Annotated in this window: 16 protein-coding genes and 1 pseudogene; 14 read left to right on the forward strand and 3 right to left on the reverse strand. The window is 68.8% G+C overall.

Translation table 11 applies throughout. From position 1 onward, the window contains the following. Window positions 1–46: 46 nt before the first annotated feature. Complete coding sequence (locus tag ABH936_RS08435) at window positions 47–241, reverse strand: hypothetical protein (protein ID WP_051805737.1); 195 nt, start codon at window positions 239–241, stop codon at window positions 47–49. Window positions 242–419: 178 nt separating this feature from the next. Here ABH936_RS08435 and ABH936_RS08440 point away from each other — a divergent pair, with 178 nt between their 5' ends. The 10 genes from ABH936_RS08440 (at window position 420) to ABH936_RS08485 (ending at window position 10,987) form a co-directional block, all read left to right on the forward strand. Continuing rightward, on the forward strand, window positions 420–836 hold the full coding sequence (locus tag ABH936_RS08440; protein WP_255569627.1) for a class F sortase: 417 nt from the start codon (window positions 420–422) through the stop codon (window positions 834–836). A 161-nt stretch (window positions 837–997) separates the two neighbouring features. Next, window positions 998–1,522: a SixA phosphatase family protein gene (locus ABH936_RS08445; protein ID WP_404603014.1), complete on the forward strand. Its 525-nt coding sequence runs from the start codon at window positions 998–1,000 to the stop codon at window positions 1,520–1,522. Window positions 1,523–1,765: 243 nt separating this feature from the next. Continuing rightward, a complete protein-coding gene (locus ABH936_RS08450) occupies window positions 1,766–3,682 on the forward strand; it encodes an acetolactate synthase large subunit (RefSeq protein WP_074040770.1) in 1,917 nt (638 codons plus the stop codon). After that, window positions 3,679–4,197: an acetolactate synthase small subunit gene (gene ilvN / locus ABH936_RS08455; RefSeq protein WP_038567469.1), complete on the forward strand. Its 519-nt coding sequence runs from the start codon at window positions 3,679–3,681 to the stop codon at window positions 4,195–4,197. The genes ABH936_RS08450 and ilvN overlap by 4 nt, the downstream gene beginning before the upstream one ends. Window positions 4,198–4,286: 89 nt before the next feature. Next, window positions 4,287–5,321, forward strand: coding sequence for a ketol-acid reductoisomerase (gene ilvC / locus ABH936_RS08460; protein ID WP_006945953.1), 1,035 nt, complete (start codon window positions 4,287–4,289; stop codon window positions 5,319–5,321). 204 nt (window positions 5,322–5,525) lie between these two features. Continuing rightward, window positions 5,526–7,367 carry a dihydroxy-acid dehydratase gene (ilvD, locus tag ABH936_RS08465; RefSeq protein WP_006945871.1) on the forward strand — a complete coding sequence of 614 codons (1,842 nt, stop codon included), beginning with the start codon at window positions 5,526–5,528 and terminating at the stop codon, window positions 7,365–7,367. A gap of 118 nt (window positions 7,368–7,485) precedes the next feature. Next, on the forward strand, window positions 7,486–7,686 hold the full coding sequence (locus ABH936_RS08470; RefSeq protein ID WP_404603015.1) for a hypothetical protein: 201 nt from the start codon (window positions 7,486–7,488) through the stop codon (window positions 7,684–7,686). 77 nt (window positions 7,687–7,763) lie between these two features. After that, window positions 7,764–8,798: a 3-isopropylmalate dehydrogenase gene (locus tag ABH936_RS08475; protein WP_288756580.1), complete on the forward strand. Its 1,035-nt coding sequence runs from the start codon at window positions 7,764–7,766 to the stop codon at window positions 8,796–8,798. A 169-nt stretch (window positions 8,799–8,967) separates the two neighbouring features. Further along, on the forward strand, window positions 8,968–10,062 hold the full coding sequence (locus ABH936_RS08480; RefSeq protein WP_006945941.1) for a branched-chain amino acid aminotransferase: 1,095 nt from the start codon (window positions 8,968–8,970) through the stop codon (window positions 10,060–10,062). 16 nt (window positions 10,063–10,078) lie between these two features. Next, complete coding sequence (locus ABH936_RS08485; RefSeq protein ID WP_404603016.1) at window positions 10,079–10,987, forward strand: HAD family hydrolase; 909 nt, start codon at window positions 10,079–10,081, stop codon at window positions 10,985–10,987. A gap of 71 nt (window positions 10,988–11,058) precedes the next feature. On the opposite strand, the gene ABH936_RS08490 is transcribed toward ABH936_RS08485, so the two are convergent. Continuing rightward, window positions 11,059–12,006 carry a 3-methyladenine DNA glycosylase gene (locus ABH936_RS08490; RefSeq protein WP_404603024.1) on the reverse strand — a complete coding sequence of 316 codons (948 nt, stop codon included), beginning with the start codon at window positions 12,004–12,006 and terminating at the stop codon, window positions 11,059–11,061. 100 nt (window positions 12,007–12,106) lie between these two features. On the opposite strand from ABH936_RS08490, the gene ABH936_RS08495 reads away from it, so the two are divergent. The 4 genes from ABH936_RS08495 to ABH936_RS08510 all read left to right on the forward strand — a co-directional run bounded on the left by ABH936_RS08495 (window position 12,107) and on the right by ABH936_RS08510 (window position 15,808). Next, a complete protein-coding gene (locus ABH936_RS08495; RefSeq protein WP_038567485.1) occupies window positions 12,107–12,889 on the forward strand; it encodes a fumarylacetoacetate hydrolase family protein in 783 nt (260 codons plus the stop codon). Window positions 12,890–12,995: 106 nt separating this feature from the next. Next, entirely contained in the window at window positions 12,996–13,796 is an 801-nt protein-coding gene (gene murI / locus ABH936_RS08500; protein WP_062257691.1) for a glutamate racemase, read from the forward strand. Beyond that, window positions 13,793–14,560, forward strand: coding sequence for an MBL fold metallo-hydrolase (locus ABH936_RS08505; RefSeq protein ID WP_404603017.1), 768 nt, complete (start codon window positions 13,793–13,795; stop codon window positions 14,558–14,560). The genes murI and ABH936_RS08505 overlap by 4 nt, the downstream gene beginning before the upstream one ends. Before the next feature lie 216 nt (window positions 14,561–14,776). Next, complete coding sequence (locus ABH936_RS08510; protein ID WP_404603018.1) at window positions 14,777–15,808, forward strand: S66 peptidase family protein; 1,032 nt, start codon at window positions 14,777–14,779, stop codon at window positions 15,806–15,808. A gap of 28 nt (window positions 15,809–15,836) precedes the next feature. On the opposite strand, the pseudogene ABH936_RS08515 reads toward ABH936_RS08510, so the two are convergent. Then, window positions 15,837–15,936 (reverse strand): annotated as a pseudogene (locus tag ABH936_RS08515) (IS481 family transposase); the annotation flags it as partial.

Consider the following 15,936-nt stretch of genomic DNA (forward strand, 5'->3'; position numbering starts at 1 on the left):
CGCCGGGGTCCTCCACGGATCCCGGCGTCACCGCGTCCAGGGCGACCTAGACTGACGTCATGAAGATCACCTTGGGGAAGTGTGTCGGCGCGGTCTCGGTCGCGCTCTGTCTGAGTGCGTGTGGTAGCGGTGGGGGAAGCTCAGACAAGTCCGTCTCCGTCTCAGCATCGTCGACATCGCCGTCGCCCGTCTCGGTCACGTCTTCCAGCTCCGCGCCCTCGGGCACGGCAGCGTCGAGCACGTCGGCCGCGTCGTCGTCGGCTGCCCCGGCCCCTCAGACCAGCGGCCCATCGTCAGCCCGGCGCCCCAGCGGCTCGGCCACGCCGCGTGCAAGCGCATCGAGCGGCGTCTCCAAACCCGGCGGAGGAAGCGGTGGGGCGAGCGTCGCGGTTCCGAAGTCCGCCGCGGTCAACATCTCGATCCCGAGCATCGGGCTCGATCACAGCATCGTGCCCGGCGGGCTCAACGGGGGCGTGCTGAACCCGCCGAGCGGCGTCATCCAGCAGTTCACCGGATACGGGCGCGTGACCCCGGGCAAGCCGGGCATCAGTGTGCTCGCGGGCCACGTCACCTACAACGGGCCCGACGTGTTCTACAAGCTGTCGAGCGCCCCGGTCGGTGGCCGGGTCACGATCTCCTACGCCGACGGCACGCACAAGGACTTCGTCATCACCTCGAAGGCCAGCGTCGACAAGAACGCGCTGCAGAACGACTCGCGCGTGTGGGGCGCGAGCGCCGCCCCGGTCCTCGCACTCGTCACCTGCGACTCCTCGAGCGGCTGGGCCAACGCGCAGCACCACACCAACAACTTCGTCGTCTGGGCGAGCCCCGCCTGAGATCGGTCCGGCACGGACCTCCGACCGAAGGCCGAACGGCCGACGCCGATGCGATCGTCGATGGCCACGCCGAGCGACGATGGCGGCCAGAGCGTCGAGGCCTCATGCGGGCCGCGTGGCCGCGTTTGGCGTGAGGCATACGCGACGACGAAGATGAGCAGGTGAGTGAAACCACCCGACGTCTCGTACTCCTTCGTCACGCCACCGCCGAACCGGCCGGCCCTGACGGTGACGAAGCGCGCCACCTCAGTGACGATGGCGTGAGCGAGGCCCGCGCCGTCGGCCGGTGGCTCAAGAACGAGGGGCTGCTCGGCGATGTCGTCGTGTGCTCGCCGGCGCTACGCACCCGCGAGACGTGGGCCGCCATCCAGGACGAGACGGGCCATGGCGTCATCATCACGATGGAGCCCGCCGTCTACGAAGCCGACACGCAGGCGCTGCTGGCCGTCGTCCACGAACTCGACGCGACGGCGCCCGAGGCGACGAGCGCGATCGTCGTCGGCCACGCGCCGGGTTTGCCGCAGCTTGCCCATGACCTGTGTGCCGGTGAGGGCGCGGACATCGATGTCGTCACGCGCGGATTCGTGCCGGCCTCGGCTGCCGTGCTCGAGACCACCGGAGCGTGGACCTCGTTCCTGCCCGGCGGCGCGAGCCTCACCACCGCTCGCCCTGGGACGGCGGGCTGACGCCGCCATCGAACGCCACCCTCCGCTGACCGCATCGTGAGATGCGCGTCTCACGATGTTGACCCATGAGTAACCCCGCGACAAAACTATGTGACATGGCACAGGTTCTCGTACTCACGCAGCGTGCGTTCTGATCGGTTCGACCGACACGACGCACGCTGATCCCTCATCGCCGCACAGGCTGGGGGATTTTTTGATGCCAGACCCTCGTGCACGACCTCCAGGTGAAAGTGGTGAGTACTGATGAGCGATACGGCGACGACCGATCGCACACCCACCCCGGGTGACGTCGCGGCGAAGCGCGCAGGCGAGCAGGTGAGCGTCACCGGCGCGCAGAGCCTCGTCCTCGCGCTCGAGGCGCAGGGCGTCGAGACCGTCTTCGGCCTGCCCGGCGGTGCGATCCTGCCGGCCTACGACCCGCTGCTCGACTCGGTCTCCGTCCGCCACATCCTCGTCCGCCACGAGCAGGGCGCCGGTCACGCGGCGCAGGGTTATGCCGCCGCCACCGGCAAGGTCGGCGTCTGCATGGCGACCTCCGGCCCCGGCGCGACGAACCTCGTCACGCCCCTGGCCGACGCGTACATGGACTCCGTGCCGATCGTCGCCATCACCGGCCAGGTCAGCTCCAAGACCATCGGTACGGACGCGTTCCAGGAAGCGGACATCCGCGGCATCACGATGCCGATCACGAAGCACAACTACCTCGTGACGGACCCGGCCGACATCCCGCGCGCCATCGCCGAGGCGTTCCACGTGGCGCGCAGCGGCCGCCCGGGCCCGGTCCTCGTCGACATCACGAAGGACGCGCTCGTGTCGAAGACGACATTCTCGTGGCCGCCCCGCTTCGAACTGCCCGGTTACCGCCCCGTCACGACGCCGCACGCAAAGCAGATCAAGGCGGCCGCCGAGATGATCCGCGCAGCGGAGCGCCCGGTGCTCTACATCGGCGGCGGCGTCATCCGCGCCGAGGCGAGCGAGGAGCTGAAGGCGCTCGCCGAGCAGACGCAGATCCCCGTCGTGACGACGCTCATGGCGCGCGGCGCCTTCCCCGACAGCCACGAGCTGCATCTCGGCATGCCGGGCATGCACGGCAGCGTCCCCGCCGTGACGGCGCTGCAGCGCGCCGACCTGCTCATCACGATCGGCGCCCGCTTCGACGACCGCGTCACCGGTGCGCTCGACAGCTTCGCGCCCGAGGCCAAGGTCATCCACGCCGACATCGACCCGGCCGAGATCAGCAAGAACCGCTACGCCGACGTCCCGATCGTGGGCGACGCGCGCGAGGTGCTGCTCGAGCTGGCGCGTGCGCTCGACGACGTCGACACCTCGCGCTACGCGACGTGGCGTGAGACGACGGCGTCGTGGAAGGAGCAGTTCCCGCTCGGCTACGCGACGCCGGAGGACGACAAGCTCGCGCCGCAGTACGTCATCGAACGCATCTCGGCGCTCACCGGGCCCGAGGGCACGTACGTCGCCGGCGTCGGCCAGCACCAGATGTGGGCGGCCCAGTTCGTCACGTACGACCGTCCGAACGCGTGGATCAACTCCGGCGGCCTCGGCACGATGGGTTACTCGGTGCCCGCCGCGATGGGTGCGAAGGCCGCCGAGCCGGAGCGCACCGTCTGGGCGATCGACGGCGACGGCTGCTTCCAGATGACGAACCAGGAACTCGCGACCTGCGTCATCAACGACATCCCGATCAAGGTCGCCGTCATCAACAACTCGAGCCTCGGCATGGTGCGCCAGTGGCAGACGCTGTTCTACAACGAGCGCTACTCGAACACCGACCTGCACACCTCGCACGGCGGCAGTCGCATCCCCGACTTCGTCAAGCTCGCCGACGCCTACGGCTGCGTCGGCCTGCGCTGCGAGCGGCCGGAGGACGTCGACGCGACGATCAAGCAGGCGCTCGAGATCAACGACCGTCCCGTCGTCATCGACTTCGTCGTCGAGCGCGACGCGATGGTGTGGCCGATGGTGCCCGCCGGCGTGAGCAACGACCTCATCACGATGGCGCGCGACATCACGCCCGTCTGGGATCGCGACGAGGACGACGCCGACGACGTCAACATCCCGGACGAGGACGAGGCGGTCGAAGCGGCCCGCGAGGATGGCGCTGCCACAGCCGACGCCGCGCAGACGAAGGAGCAGCAGCGATGACGACGAACCGCCACATCCTGTCCGTGCTCGTCGAGAACAAGTCGGGTGTGCTCGCGCGCATCTCCGGGCTGATCTCGCGACGCGGGTTCAACATCCACTCCCTCGCCGTGGGGGAGACGGAGGATCCGCACGTCTCGCGCATGACGGTCACGGTCGACGCCGACGACGTCGCGCTCGAGCAGGTCGTCAAGCAGCTCAACAAGCTCGTCGAGGTGCTCAAGGTCGTCGAACTCGACCACGCGAGCGCCATCGAACGTCAGCTCGTGCTGTTCAAGGTGAAGGCTGACGCCGCGACGCGCTCGCAGATCATCGATCTCGTGACGATGTTCCGCGCCAACATCATCGACGTGACCAACGAGTCGGTCGTCATCGAGGCGACGGGCACGCTCGCGAAGCTCGAGGCGCTGCTCACGACGCTCGAGCCGTTCGGGATCCGCGAGCTCGTGCAGTCCGGCGTCGTCGGTCTGGGTCGCGGCTCCAAGGCCATCTCGGCGCGCGACAAGAAGAAGAACTGAACTTTCCGCCCGAGTGAGTGCTCGGGCAGAATCGAACCGAACAGGCCGCCGCTTCGATGCGGCGGACGTGATGAAGAGGAGTTTCTCCCGTGGCTGACATGTTCTACGACGACGACGCCGACCTGTCGATCATCCAGGGCAAGAAGGTTGCCGTCATCGGCTATGGCTCGCAGGGCCACGCCCACGCGCTCAACCTGCGCGACTCGGGCGTCGACGTGCGCATCGGCCTCGCCGAGGGCAGCAAGTCGAAGCAGAAGGCCGAGAACGAGGGCCTCACGGTTCTCTCGGTCGCCGACGCGGTGAAGGAAGCCGACGTGGTCGTCATCCTCACGCCCGACCAGGTGCAGCGCACGGTCTACGCGAACGACATCAAGCCCAACCTCAAGCCCGGCACGACGCTGCTGTTCGGCCACGGCTTCAACATCCGCTTCGGCTACATCACGCCCGAGTCGGACGCCGACGTCGTCATGGTCGCGCCGAAGGGCCCCGGCCATCTCGTGCGTCGTGAGTACGTCGACGGTCGCGGCGTGCCCGTCATCGTCGCCGTCGAGCAGGACGCCTCGGGTTCGGCCTGGGATCTCGCGAAGGCGTACGCGAAGGCCATCGGCGGCCTGCGTGCCGGCGGCATCAAGACGACGTTCACCGAGGAGACCGAGACGGACCTGTTCGGTGAGCAGGCCGTCCTGTGCGGTGGCGCGAGCCAGCTCGTCATGTACGGCTTCGAGACGCTGACGGAGGCCGGCTACCAGCCGGAGGTCGCGTACTTCGAGTGCCTGCACGAACTGAAGCTCATCGTCGACCTCATGGTCGAAGGTGGCCTCGCGAAGCAGCGTTGGTCGATCTCCGACACGGCCGAGTTCGGCGACTACGTCTCGGGCCCGCGTGTCATCGACGAGCGCGTCAAGGAGAACATGAAGGCCGTTCTCACCGACATCCAGAACGGCAACTTCGCCAAGCGCTTCATCGACGACCAGGACGCCGGCGCGCCGGAGTTCAAGAAGCTGCGCGAGAAGGGCGCCTCGCACCCGATCGAGAAGACGGGCAAGGAACTGCGTGGCCTCATGTCGTGGCTGAAGGACTCGGACACGGATTCGGACTATGTCGAGGGTTCGGCTGGCCGCTGAGGATCGAGCGAGCGGCGGTAGGACCGGAACGTAGTGAGGATCCTGCCGGAGCGAGCGTTGACGAAGCGGCCGAAAGAAGATGGCCGTTGATCCTGAAGCCTTAGCCGCTGCTGAGCCGGGCCCGGACACCCTTCGAGGTGGCCGGGTTCGGTCATTCTCTGAACGCCTCTCGCACCGCTTGCTCGAAATTGGGAGACTGAACGCATGCCTGAACTTCGCTCACGCACGACGACTCACGGACGCAACATGGCGGGTGCGCGTGCCCTGTGGCGCGCGACCGGCATGGGGGAGGGCGACTTCGGTAAACCGATCGTCGCGATCGCGAACAGCTTCACGCAGTTCGTGCCGGGTCACGTCCACCTCAAGGACATGGGTCAGCTCGTCGCTGGCGCCATCGAGGAGGCCGGCGGCGTCGGGCGTGAGTTCAACACGATCGCCGTCGACGACGGCATCGCGATGGGTCACTCGGGCATGCTGTACTCGCTGCCGAGCCGCGAGGTGATCGCCGACTCCGTCGAGTACATGGTCAACGCGCATCAGGCCGACGCGCTCGTCTGCATCAGCAACTGCGACAAGATCACGCCGGGCATGCTGCTTGCCGCGCTGCGTCTCAACATCCCGACGGTGTTCGTCTCCGGCGGGCCGATGGAGGCCGGCAAGGCCGTCATCGGGGAGGACGGCACGGCTGAGACGCGTCTCGACCTCATCGACGCGATGATCAAGTCGGTCGACGACACGGTCTCCGACGAGGAGATCACGAAGATCGAGCAGAGCGCATGCCCGACGTGCGGCTCGTGCTCGGGCATGTTCACGGCGAACTCGATGAACTGCCTGACGGAGGCGCTCGGTCTGTCGCTGCCGGGCAACGGATCGACGCTGGCGACGGCCGCCGCGCGCAAGGAACTCTTCCTCGACGCGGGCCGACTCGTCGTCGACCTGTGCCGCACCTACTACGACGGCGACGACGACTCGGTGCTTCCGCGCGCGATCGCCGCGAAGCCGGCGTTCGAGAACGCCATGCGTCTCGACATCGCGATGGGTGGTTCGACGAACACGATCCTGCACCTGCTGGCCGCGGCGCAGGAGGCGGGTGTCGACTTCGACCAGGAGGACATCGACGAGCTCTCGCGCGTCACGCCGTGCCTCGTCAAGGTCGCGCCGAACAGCAACCAGTTCTACATGGAGGACGTGCATCGCGCCGGTGGCATCCCCGCCATCCTCGGTGAGCTGGATCGTGGTGGCATGCTCAACCGCGACGTCCGTTCGGTGCACAGCCCATCGCTCGAGCAGTGGCTCGCGGACTGGGACATCCGCTCGGGTTCAGCCACCGAGAAGGCCACCGAACTGTTCCACGCCGCGCCGGGCGGGGTGCGCACGACGGAGGCGTTCAGCTCGACGAACCGCTGGAAGAGCCTCGACACCGACCCGGAGAACGGCTGCATCCACTCCGTCGAGCACGCCTACACGAGCGAGGGTGGGCTCGCGGTGCTCAGCGGCAACCTCGCCCCCGACGGGTGCATCGTCAAGACGGCCGGCGTGCCCGAGCACCAGTGGAACTTCTCCGGCCCGGCCAAGGTGGCCGAGAGCCAGGAGCAGGCCGTCGAGATGATCCTCAAGGGCGAGATCGACGCCGGCGACGTCGTCGTCGTGCGCTACGAGGGCCCCAAGGGCGGCCCCGGCATGCAGGAGATGCTGTACCCGACGAGCTACCTCAAGGGCGTCGGGCTCGGCCCGAAGTGCGCCCTCATCACCGACGGTCGTTTCTCCGGGGGCTCCTCGGGTCTGTCCGTCGGGCACGTGTCGCCGGAGGCTGCGGCCGGTGGCGCCATCGGTCTCGTGAAGAACGGTGACGTCATCGAGTTCGACATCCCCAACCGTCGCGTCAACCTGCTCGTCGACGACGCCGAACTCGTGCGCCGTCGCGCCGAGCAGGACGAGCGCGGCTGGGAGCCCGTCGACCGTCACCGCCCCGTCTCGGCGGCACTCAAGATCTTCGCGCGCTTCGCGCAGAGCGCCGACAAGGGCGCCGCGCGCAAGGTGGACTGACCACTTCCCTCCCCGGCGACGCCCGCCGCGCCGAACCGATCGGTTCGCCCCGGCGGGCGCCTTCGTCGGCTCCTCGCATGTCCGCTCCGGCGCGGACCTGCGTGATGGCAAGGACTTCATGAGCGCTACGAGCCTCGCTCTCGTGCTGACCGCAGCACTCCTGCACGCCGTGTGGAACATCGCCGCGCCACCACGGGAGAGCAGCATCGTCGTCGGTGCGCTGCTCGGGGCGTGGATGTTCAAGGAGCGCGGGGTGGCGCGCAAGCCCGTCGGCGGGCTTGTCGTGCTCGCAGGGATCGCCTTGGTGGCGAGCGCCTGACGGCTGCGCCCTGCCGCGCGGTTCGTATCGCGAGACCAGCGTTTCGCATGGCAAGACGAGCAGCTAATCTGCGGGGCATGAGCAACATCGATCTCGCAGTCATCGCAGGCGACGGAATCGGCCCCGAGGTCGTCACCGAAGGCCTCAAGGTTCTCGACGCCGTGACCGACGGCGGGGTGAGCACGACGCAGTACGACCTCGGCGCCAAGCGTTGGCAAGCGACGGGGGAGACGCTGCCCGACTCAGTGCTCGAGGAGATCCGCGGCCACGAGGCGATCCTGCTCGGGGCGATCGGTGACCCCAGCGCGCCGAGCGGCCTGCTGGAGCGCGAGCTGCTGCTGCGCATCCGGTTCGAGCTCGACCACTACATCAACCTGCGCCCCAGCAAGCTGATGCCGGGTGTCTCGACGCCGCTTCGTGAGGACATTGCGCGCGGTGGCATCGACTTCGTCGTCGTCCGTGAAGGCACCGAGGGCCCGTACACCGGCAACGGTGGTGCGCTGCGCGTCGGCACGCCGCACGAGATGGCGACCGAGGTGAGCGTCAACAGCCGCTTCGGCATCGAGCGCACCGTCCGCGACGCGTTCGAGCGCGCGAACACGCGTGAGCGCAAGAAGCTGACGCTGCTGCACAAGCACAACGTGCTCTCGTACGCGGGCCACCTGTGGCGCCGCACCGTCGAGGAGGTCGGTGCCGAGTACCCCGACGTCACGCGCGACTACGCGCACATCGACGCGGCCATGATCTACCTCGTCTCCGATCCCTCGCGCTTCGACGTCATCGTCACCGACAACCTGTTCGGCGACGTCGTCACCGACCTTGCCGCGGCCGTGACCGGCGGCATCGGGCTCGCCGCATCAGGCAACATCAACCCCGAAGGAAATGCGCCGAGCATGTTCGAGCCCGTGCACGGCTCGGCCCCCGACATCGCCGGCCAGGGCAAGGCCGACCCGACCGCGACGATCCTGTCGACGGCGCTGCTGCTCGAACACCTCGGGCGCGGCGACGAGGCACGCCGTGTCGAACAGGCCGTCGCCGAGGATCTCGCGTCGCGCGGTGACGCCACCCGCTCGACGTCGCAGATCGGTGACGCGGTCGCCGCCCGCCTCTGACATCTTCCCGATGCTGGCCGGGTTTCGCGGCGAGGGCGCCGCGAAACCCGGGCAACATCGTCGACGCTCCGCGCTCGCCCCGGACCCGATGACGCCCGCCGTGCTGCTTCGGCGTTAACCTGGGGCCACACAGTGACGCATCCCACTTTTTGCCAACTTGGAGAAGACCATGGCCCTGACGTTCCCGATGACGCCGAACCCCGCCCCGCGCGCTGACGCGGAGCGCGCCGAGATCCTGAGCAACCCCGGTTTCGGGCAGAAGTTCAGCGACCACATGGTCGTCTCGATCTGGCGCGAGGGCTCCGGGTGGGGTGACGGCGAGGTCAAGGCGTACGGCCCGTTCCAGCTCGACCCGGCGGCGGCCGTCCTGCACTACGCGCAGGAGATCTTCGAGGGCATGAAGGCCTACCGTCACGAGGACGGCTCGGTCTGGACGTTCCGCCCCGAGAAGAACGCGGCGCGCTTCAACCGTTCGGCGAACCGTCTCGCGCTGCCGGAGATCGACGAGAACGACTTCGTCGAGTCGCTGAAGGCGCTCGTCAAGGCTGACGAGTCGTGGGTGCCCGCGTTCGACGCCGGCGAGGCGAGCCTCTACCTGCGCCCGTTCATGTTCGCGTCCGAGGCGTTCCTCGGGGTGCGTCCGAGCCGCGAGGTGACCTACTGCGTCATCGCCTCGCCCGCGGGTGCGTACTTCAAGGGCGGCGTGAAGCCGGTGTCGCTGTGGCTGTCGCGCGACTACTCGCGTGCCGGCGTCGGTGGCACGGGCGCCGCCAAGTGCGGCGGCAACTACGCGAGCTCGCTCGCCGCACAGATCGAGGCGAACGAGCGCGGCTGCGACCAGAGCGTCTTCCTCGACTCGGTCGAGGGCAAGTACGTCGAGGAGCTCGGCGGCATGAACGTCTTCTTCGTGACCAAGGACGGCGAGCTCGTCACGCCGCAGCTCACCGGCACGATCCTCGAGGGCGTCACGCGCGACTCGATCCTCGAACTCGCGAAGGACCTTGGCCTCACGCCCGTCGAACGTCGCGTGACGATCGAGGAGTGGATCGAGGGCTGCAACGACGGCACGATCAGCGAGATCTTCGCGTGTGGCACGGCCGCCGTCGTCACGCCCGTGGGGCGTCTCGTGTGGACGGACGGTGAGGTGACGTCCGGACCCGAGGGCGAGGCCGGCCCGTACGCGACGAAGATCCGCGAGGCACTCCTCGCGATCCAGAAGGGCACCGCGGAGGACACGCGCGGCTGGATGACGCGCCTCGTCTGACGACGGGCCGCGCCCCATGACGACTGCTCGGCGTGACGGCCCGGCATCCCGCGCGACGGGTGCCGGGCCGATCCCGCGTCTCGTCGCGAGTGACCTCGACGGCACCCTGCTCGACACCGACGGGCGCGTCAGCGATCACACCCGCACGGTGTGGTCGGGGCTCGGTGCGCGCGGCATCGAGACGATCGTCGTCACCGCGCGTCCACCGCGCTGGCTCGATCACCTCGCGGAACTCGTGGGTGCTGCCGGATCGCCGGAGTCGACAGCCGACGATGTCGGCGCCCACACCCTGGCGATCTGCGCGAACGGGGCGTTCGTCTACGACCTCGCGACACGGCGCGTCATCGAGGCCGATGGATTCACCGCGGATGAGGCACTCGCCGTCGTCGAGCACCTGCGGCGACGCTTCCCGGATGCGGGAGCGGCCGTCGAGACCGAGCGTGGCATGTTCCGAAGCGCCGCCTACCCGGACGCCCACGCCGGCATGCCGGCGCACGACGCCGCCGTCCGTGACTGTGAGCTGACCGCGCTGCCGCCCGACGTCGTCGTCGGCAAGATTCTGCTACGCGACGAGGCATGGCGCGGCGATGCGTTCGTCGAGGCGTTGACGGAGTGCCTCGGTGGGCGTGGAGTGCTGGCCTACTCAGGAGCGGCAGGGCTTGCGGAGATCAGCGCCCCGGGCGTGACGAAAGCGGCCCGCCTCGAGGCCTGGTGCGCGGAGCGGGGCGTCGACGCGAACCACGTGTGGGCCTTCGGCGACATGCCCAACGACATCCCGATGCTGACATGGGCCGGGCGCGGCGTCGCCGTCGAGAACGCCCACGACGAGGTGCTCGCGATCGCCGACGACACCTGTGGCCCCCACGATGCCGACGGCGTCGCCCGCTACCTCGAACGCCACCTCACCCTCGATTGCCACCCCTGATCCTCAGCGGCTGATCCTGTTCACGTCGGCGAATCTCGTCCCCCTCTGCGACGTTCGTCCATATCCGCGATTCATCGACCAGGTTGAGAACGGTTCCAGAAGTGGACGTCAGTCGCAGATGTGTCAGGGCGCGGGGCGGCACGGTCCAGCACGTCGAGCAGGCGTCGTCGCAGGTCCTGCGACCGCTCGGCGAACTCTCGCTGACGACGGACGTAGTCAGCGCGCCCGCGCGGCGTCTCGACGGGGACGACGCCGTAGCCGAGACCGCGCACGTCGTAGGGGCTGGCCTCCATGTCGAGGGTGCGGATCTCCTTGGCGAGTTCGAACGCGTCGAGCACGAGGTCACCCGGGACGAGAGGCGCGAGTTTGTGCGCCCACTTGTAGACATCCATCCCTGCGTGCAGGCACGCAGGCTGTTCGAACTCGACCTGACGCTCGCGCGTCGGGCGCTCGCGATTCAGTTCGACGGCGTCGGGCGTGAAGAAGCGGTAGGCGTCGAAATGCGTGCAGCGGATGTCGGCGGCCTCGACGACGTCGTCCGTCGCGGCCTGGCTCAGGCGCAGCGGCAACTGCTCGTGGCGCTGCTCGCCCGGCGCGAGCTTGTAGACCATCGCCCACTCGTGCATCCCGAAGCACCCCAGGTTCGGGGCGCGATCGAGCGTCGCGGTGAGCAGCGACCTGACGAACGCGATGGTGCGGTCGCGTGCGTCGACGAACTCGTCGACGTCAAGGACATCGGCATCCCCTTCGGCCGTCGTGATGCGGCGGGTGAACCGGTCGTCGGTGATGGGCGTGCGACCGCGCTCGTCGACGAGCAACGCGACGCCTGCGCCCGGGTGCCAGCGCCGCAGCTTGCCGGGGGAGTAGGAGTAGTAGACGAAGAGGAAATCCTCGACGGGATGCTTGCGGTGCTCCTTGCGACGACCGAGATGCGGTTCGACGTGCGGGGCCACGCGTGCCTCGTGGGCGGCGACCCCCTCGCGCCACTGCGCCGGCGTCATCACCGCGACCTGCTCCATCACCCGTCGATCCTAGAACTCGACCCACGGCGCTGCGATCCACAGCCTGCTGCCGCACCGCCCCGTCAGCGGGCCGGCGACGACGAAATAGGATGGGCACATGCGTATCGCGAGGTTCACGACGGGTGATGACCCGATGTTCGGTCTGGTCGACGGGGCGGGCGAGAAGATCGCCGAGATCACGGGCGACCCGCTCTACACGAAGATCGAGCTGACGGGTGCCGTCCACCAGGTCGACGACGTGCGTCTGCTCGCGCCCGTCATCCCGCGCTCCAAGATCGTCGCCATCGGCAAGAACTACGCCGAACACGCGCGCGAGATGGGCGGCGAGGCGCCGAAGGAACCGCTCATGTTCCTCATCCCGAACACCGCCGTCGTCGGCCCGAACGACCCCGTCGTCATGCCGTCGATCAGCGAACGCGTCGACTTCGAGGGCGAACTCGCCGTCGTCATCGGGCGCATGTGCAAGAAGGTGAGCGTCGAGGAGGCGATGAAGGTCGTCTTCGGCTACACGATCGCGAACGACGTCACCGCCCGCGACCTTCAGAAGAGTGACGGCCAGTGGTCGCGCGCCAAGGGCTTCGACACGTTCTGCCCGCTCGGGCCGTGGATCGAGACCGAGCTCGACCCGTCCGCCACACGCGTGACGACACGCGTCGACGGCGAGGTGAAGCAGGACGGGCCGACGTCCGACATGATCCACGACGTCGCGCAGCTCATCTCGCACGCGTCGCAGGCGTTCACGCTGCTGCCGGGTGACGTCATCCTCACCGGCACCCCCGAGGGCGTCGGCCAGGTGCGGGCCGGGCAGCGCGTCGAGGTCGAGATCCCCGAGATCGGCGTGCTCGCCAACACCTACGTCGCTGACGAGGACGACGCCTGACGGCGCCCATTCCGGGCGGCCGAAGCGATGCGATATGGGCAGCCTCACACCTCGTCAGGTCGCAACCGGTGAGTAGCACTACACGTCACGACTTACCCTGAAAAGCGTGACTGACGCACCGATCGGCATCTTCGACTCCGGCTACGGCGGTTTGACCGTGGCGCGCGCCGTGCTCGACCAGCTGCCGCACGAGAAGATCATCTACCTCGGCGACACCGCCCGCGCGCCCTACGGCCCGCGACCCATCGCCGAGGTGCGGCAGTACGCCATCGAATGCCTGGATTCGCTCGTCGAGCAGGGGGTCAAGGCCCTCGTCATCGCGTGCAACTCGGCGTCCGCAGCCGTCCTGCACGATGCGCGCGAGCGCTACGACGTGCCCGTCGTCGAGGTCATCCGCCCGGCGACGCGCCGCGCCGCCGCGGCGACGCGCAACAACCGCGTCGGCGTCATCTCGACGGAGGCGACGCACCAGAGTGGTGCCTACACCGACAGCTTCGCCGCCGCGCCGCAGGTCAAGATCTCGAGCGTCCCGTGCCCGCGGTTCGTGGAGTTCGTCGAGGCCGGCATCACCTCCGGCCCGGAGCTGCTGACGGTCGCGCACAAGTACCTCGACGGCCTCGTCGACGAAGGCGTCGACACGCTCATCCTCGGCTGCACGCACTACCCGCTGCTGACCGGCGTCATCAGCTACGTCGTGGGCTCGACGGTGACACTCGTGTCGTCGGCGGAGGAGACGGCGAAGGACGTCTACCGCGTGCTCGCCGACATCGGTCAGCTGCGCGATCCCGAGCTCGGCGCGACGCAGCACCAGTGGATGACGACGGGCGACCCGGCCGCGTTCGAGACCCTCGCGCGGCGCTTCCTCGGCCCCGAGGTGACCGCGGTGACGCGTGAGGCGGCGCTGTGAAACTGACCATCATCGGTTGCTCAGGCTCCTACCCGGGCCCTGAATCGCCCGCCTCCTGCTACCTCGTCGAGGCGGAGGCCGACGGCAGGCGCACCTCGGTGCTGCTCGACTTCGGCAACGGCTCGCTCGGCGCGCTGCAGCGCTACCGCGAGGTCGACGAGATCGACGCCGTCGTCATCAGCCACCTGCATCCGGACCACTGCCTCGATCTGTGCAGCTATTACGTCGTGCGCAACTACGACCCGCTCGGTCGTTTCGACGCCAAGTTGCCGGTGCACGCACCCGCGGGCGCACGCGAGCGCCTGACGCGCGCCTACGCAGTCGACAGGCCCGAAGACCTGGGCACAGCCTTTGACTTCGTCGACCTCGTCGACCGTCAGACGTTCGAGATCGGCCCGCTGCGCATCACGCCGCACCTCGTCAACCACCCCGTCGAGGCGTACGGGCTCCGCGTCGAGGCCGATGGCGCCGTGCTCGCGTACACGGGTGACACGGACGCCTGCCCGGGACTCGTCGAGCTCGAGCGGGACGCCGACCTCGTCCTCACCGACTCGGCCTTCGTCGACGGTCGCGACGACGAGATGCGCGGCGTCCACCTAAGCGGCTCGCGCGCCGCGCAGACGGCCAAGGACGCGGGGGCGAAGCGGCTCATGCTCACCCACATCCCGACGTGGACGCCCGTCGAGGACTGCCTGCGGGATGCTCGCGCCGTGTGGGAGGGCGACGTCGAGGTCGCCGTCGCGGGGGAGACCTACGAGCTCTGACGGGCGTCGCGCGCCGTCGACGGACGGCGTGCCGTCGCGCCAGGATGGCGGATGACTCACAGGTAGGGGTTTGCTGCATGCCTACCTGTGAGTTACGCGCCATCCTCGGGTGGCGCAGTGTCGCGCCGGCAGAACGACACCGGCTGACGGGGGCGCGCACCGGGGGCGGAGCAAATTCGCGTGCGCTTGCTCACGGTCGAATGCCAGGATGACGGCATGTCGACCGAGATTCGCTACCCCCGCCCGCTGCGTCCCGGTGACACGGTTGCGGTGACTGCCCCGTCGGCGCCGGTTCGACCCGAACACGAGGCACGGCTGACTTTCGTCACTGACTGGCTGCGTGGCCGCGGTTTCGAGGTGGTCCTCGGCGAGTGCCTGATCGGTGACGGCATCACGAGCGGCTCCGCGCGTGCACGGGCCGATGAGTTCAACGCGTTCGTCCGCGACCAGGCGGTGCGCGCCGTCGTCCCCCCGTGGGGCGGGGAGCTGGCCATCGACCTCGTCGACCTGCTCGACCATGACGCGCTGCGCGCGGACCCTACCTGGGTCGTCGGGTGGAGCGACATCTCGACGCTGCTGCTCCCGCTGACGCTGCGCTCCGGCGTCGCGACGATGCATGGCCAGAACCTCATGGACGCGCCGTACGGGCTGCCGCAGGGCACCGCGCACTGGCTCGACGCCGCCACGGTGCCGGCCAGGGCGTCCTTCGTCCAGGAGGACCCGCGCGTGCGTCGGCGCGGTGGGTTCGACGACTGGGAGCGTCACCCCTGCGCCGACCGCATGGATCTGAGCGAGCCGGCGTCGTGGCGTGTGCTCGCGGGGGAGCCGCGCGTCGACGTCTCCGGACGGCTCATCGGCGGGTGCCTCGACGTCGTGTGCCATCTCGCGGGCACCCCGTACGGCGACGTGCGCCACTTCGCTCGCGACCACGAGGATGACGGCGTCATCGTCTACCTCGAGAACTGCGAGGCACCCTCGCTCGATGCTGCGCGCATGCTCCACGGGCTGCGCCTCGCCGGGTGGTTCGAGGGGGCATCAGCGGTGCTCATCGGCCGGACCGGTGCGCCGGAACGAGCAGGTCTGACGCAGGACGACGCGATTCTCGATGCGCTGTGGAGCCTCCACGTGCCGATCGTCGCCGACGTCGACTTCGGTCACGTGCCACCCGGCAACGTCCTCGTCAACGGATCCCTCGCGCACGTCGTCGTCGACGGGGCACGCCACGAGATTCGTCAGACCTTCGTGTGATGCCCGGCGAGCCCGGTGCAGGCACTCACTAGCTGTGATGACCAGCCAGGTTGTCCAACCGGGTGATGGGCGCGACTCTGCCGATGGCTGAGTGGGGCCGGTGGTGGTTGTACTGGTGGATCCATGGT

Origin of the sequence: Dermacoccus sp. GAS27A (genome assembly GCF_044909235.1) — a bacterium.
GTDB lineage: Bacteria > Actinomycetota > Actinomycetes > Actinomycetales > Dermatophilaceae > Dermacoccus > Dermacoccus nishinomiyaensis.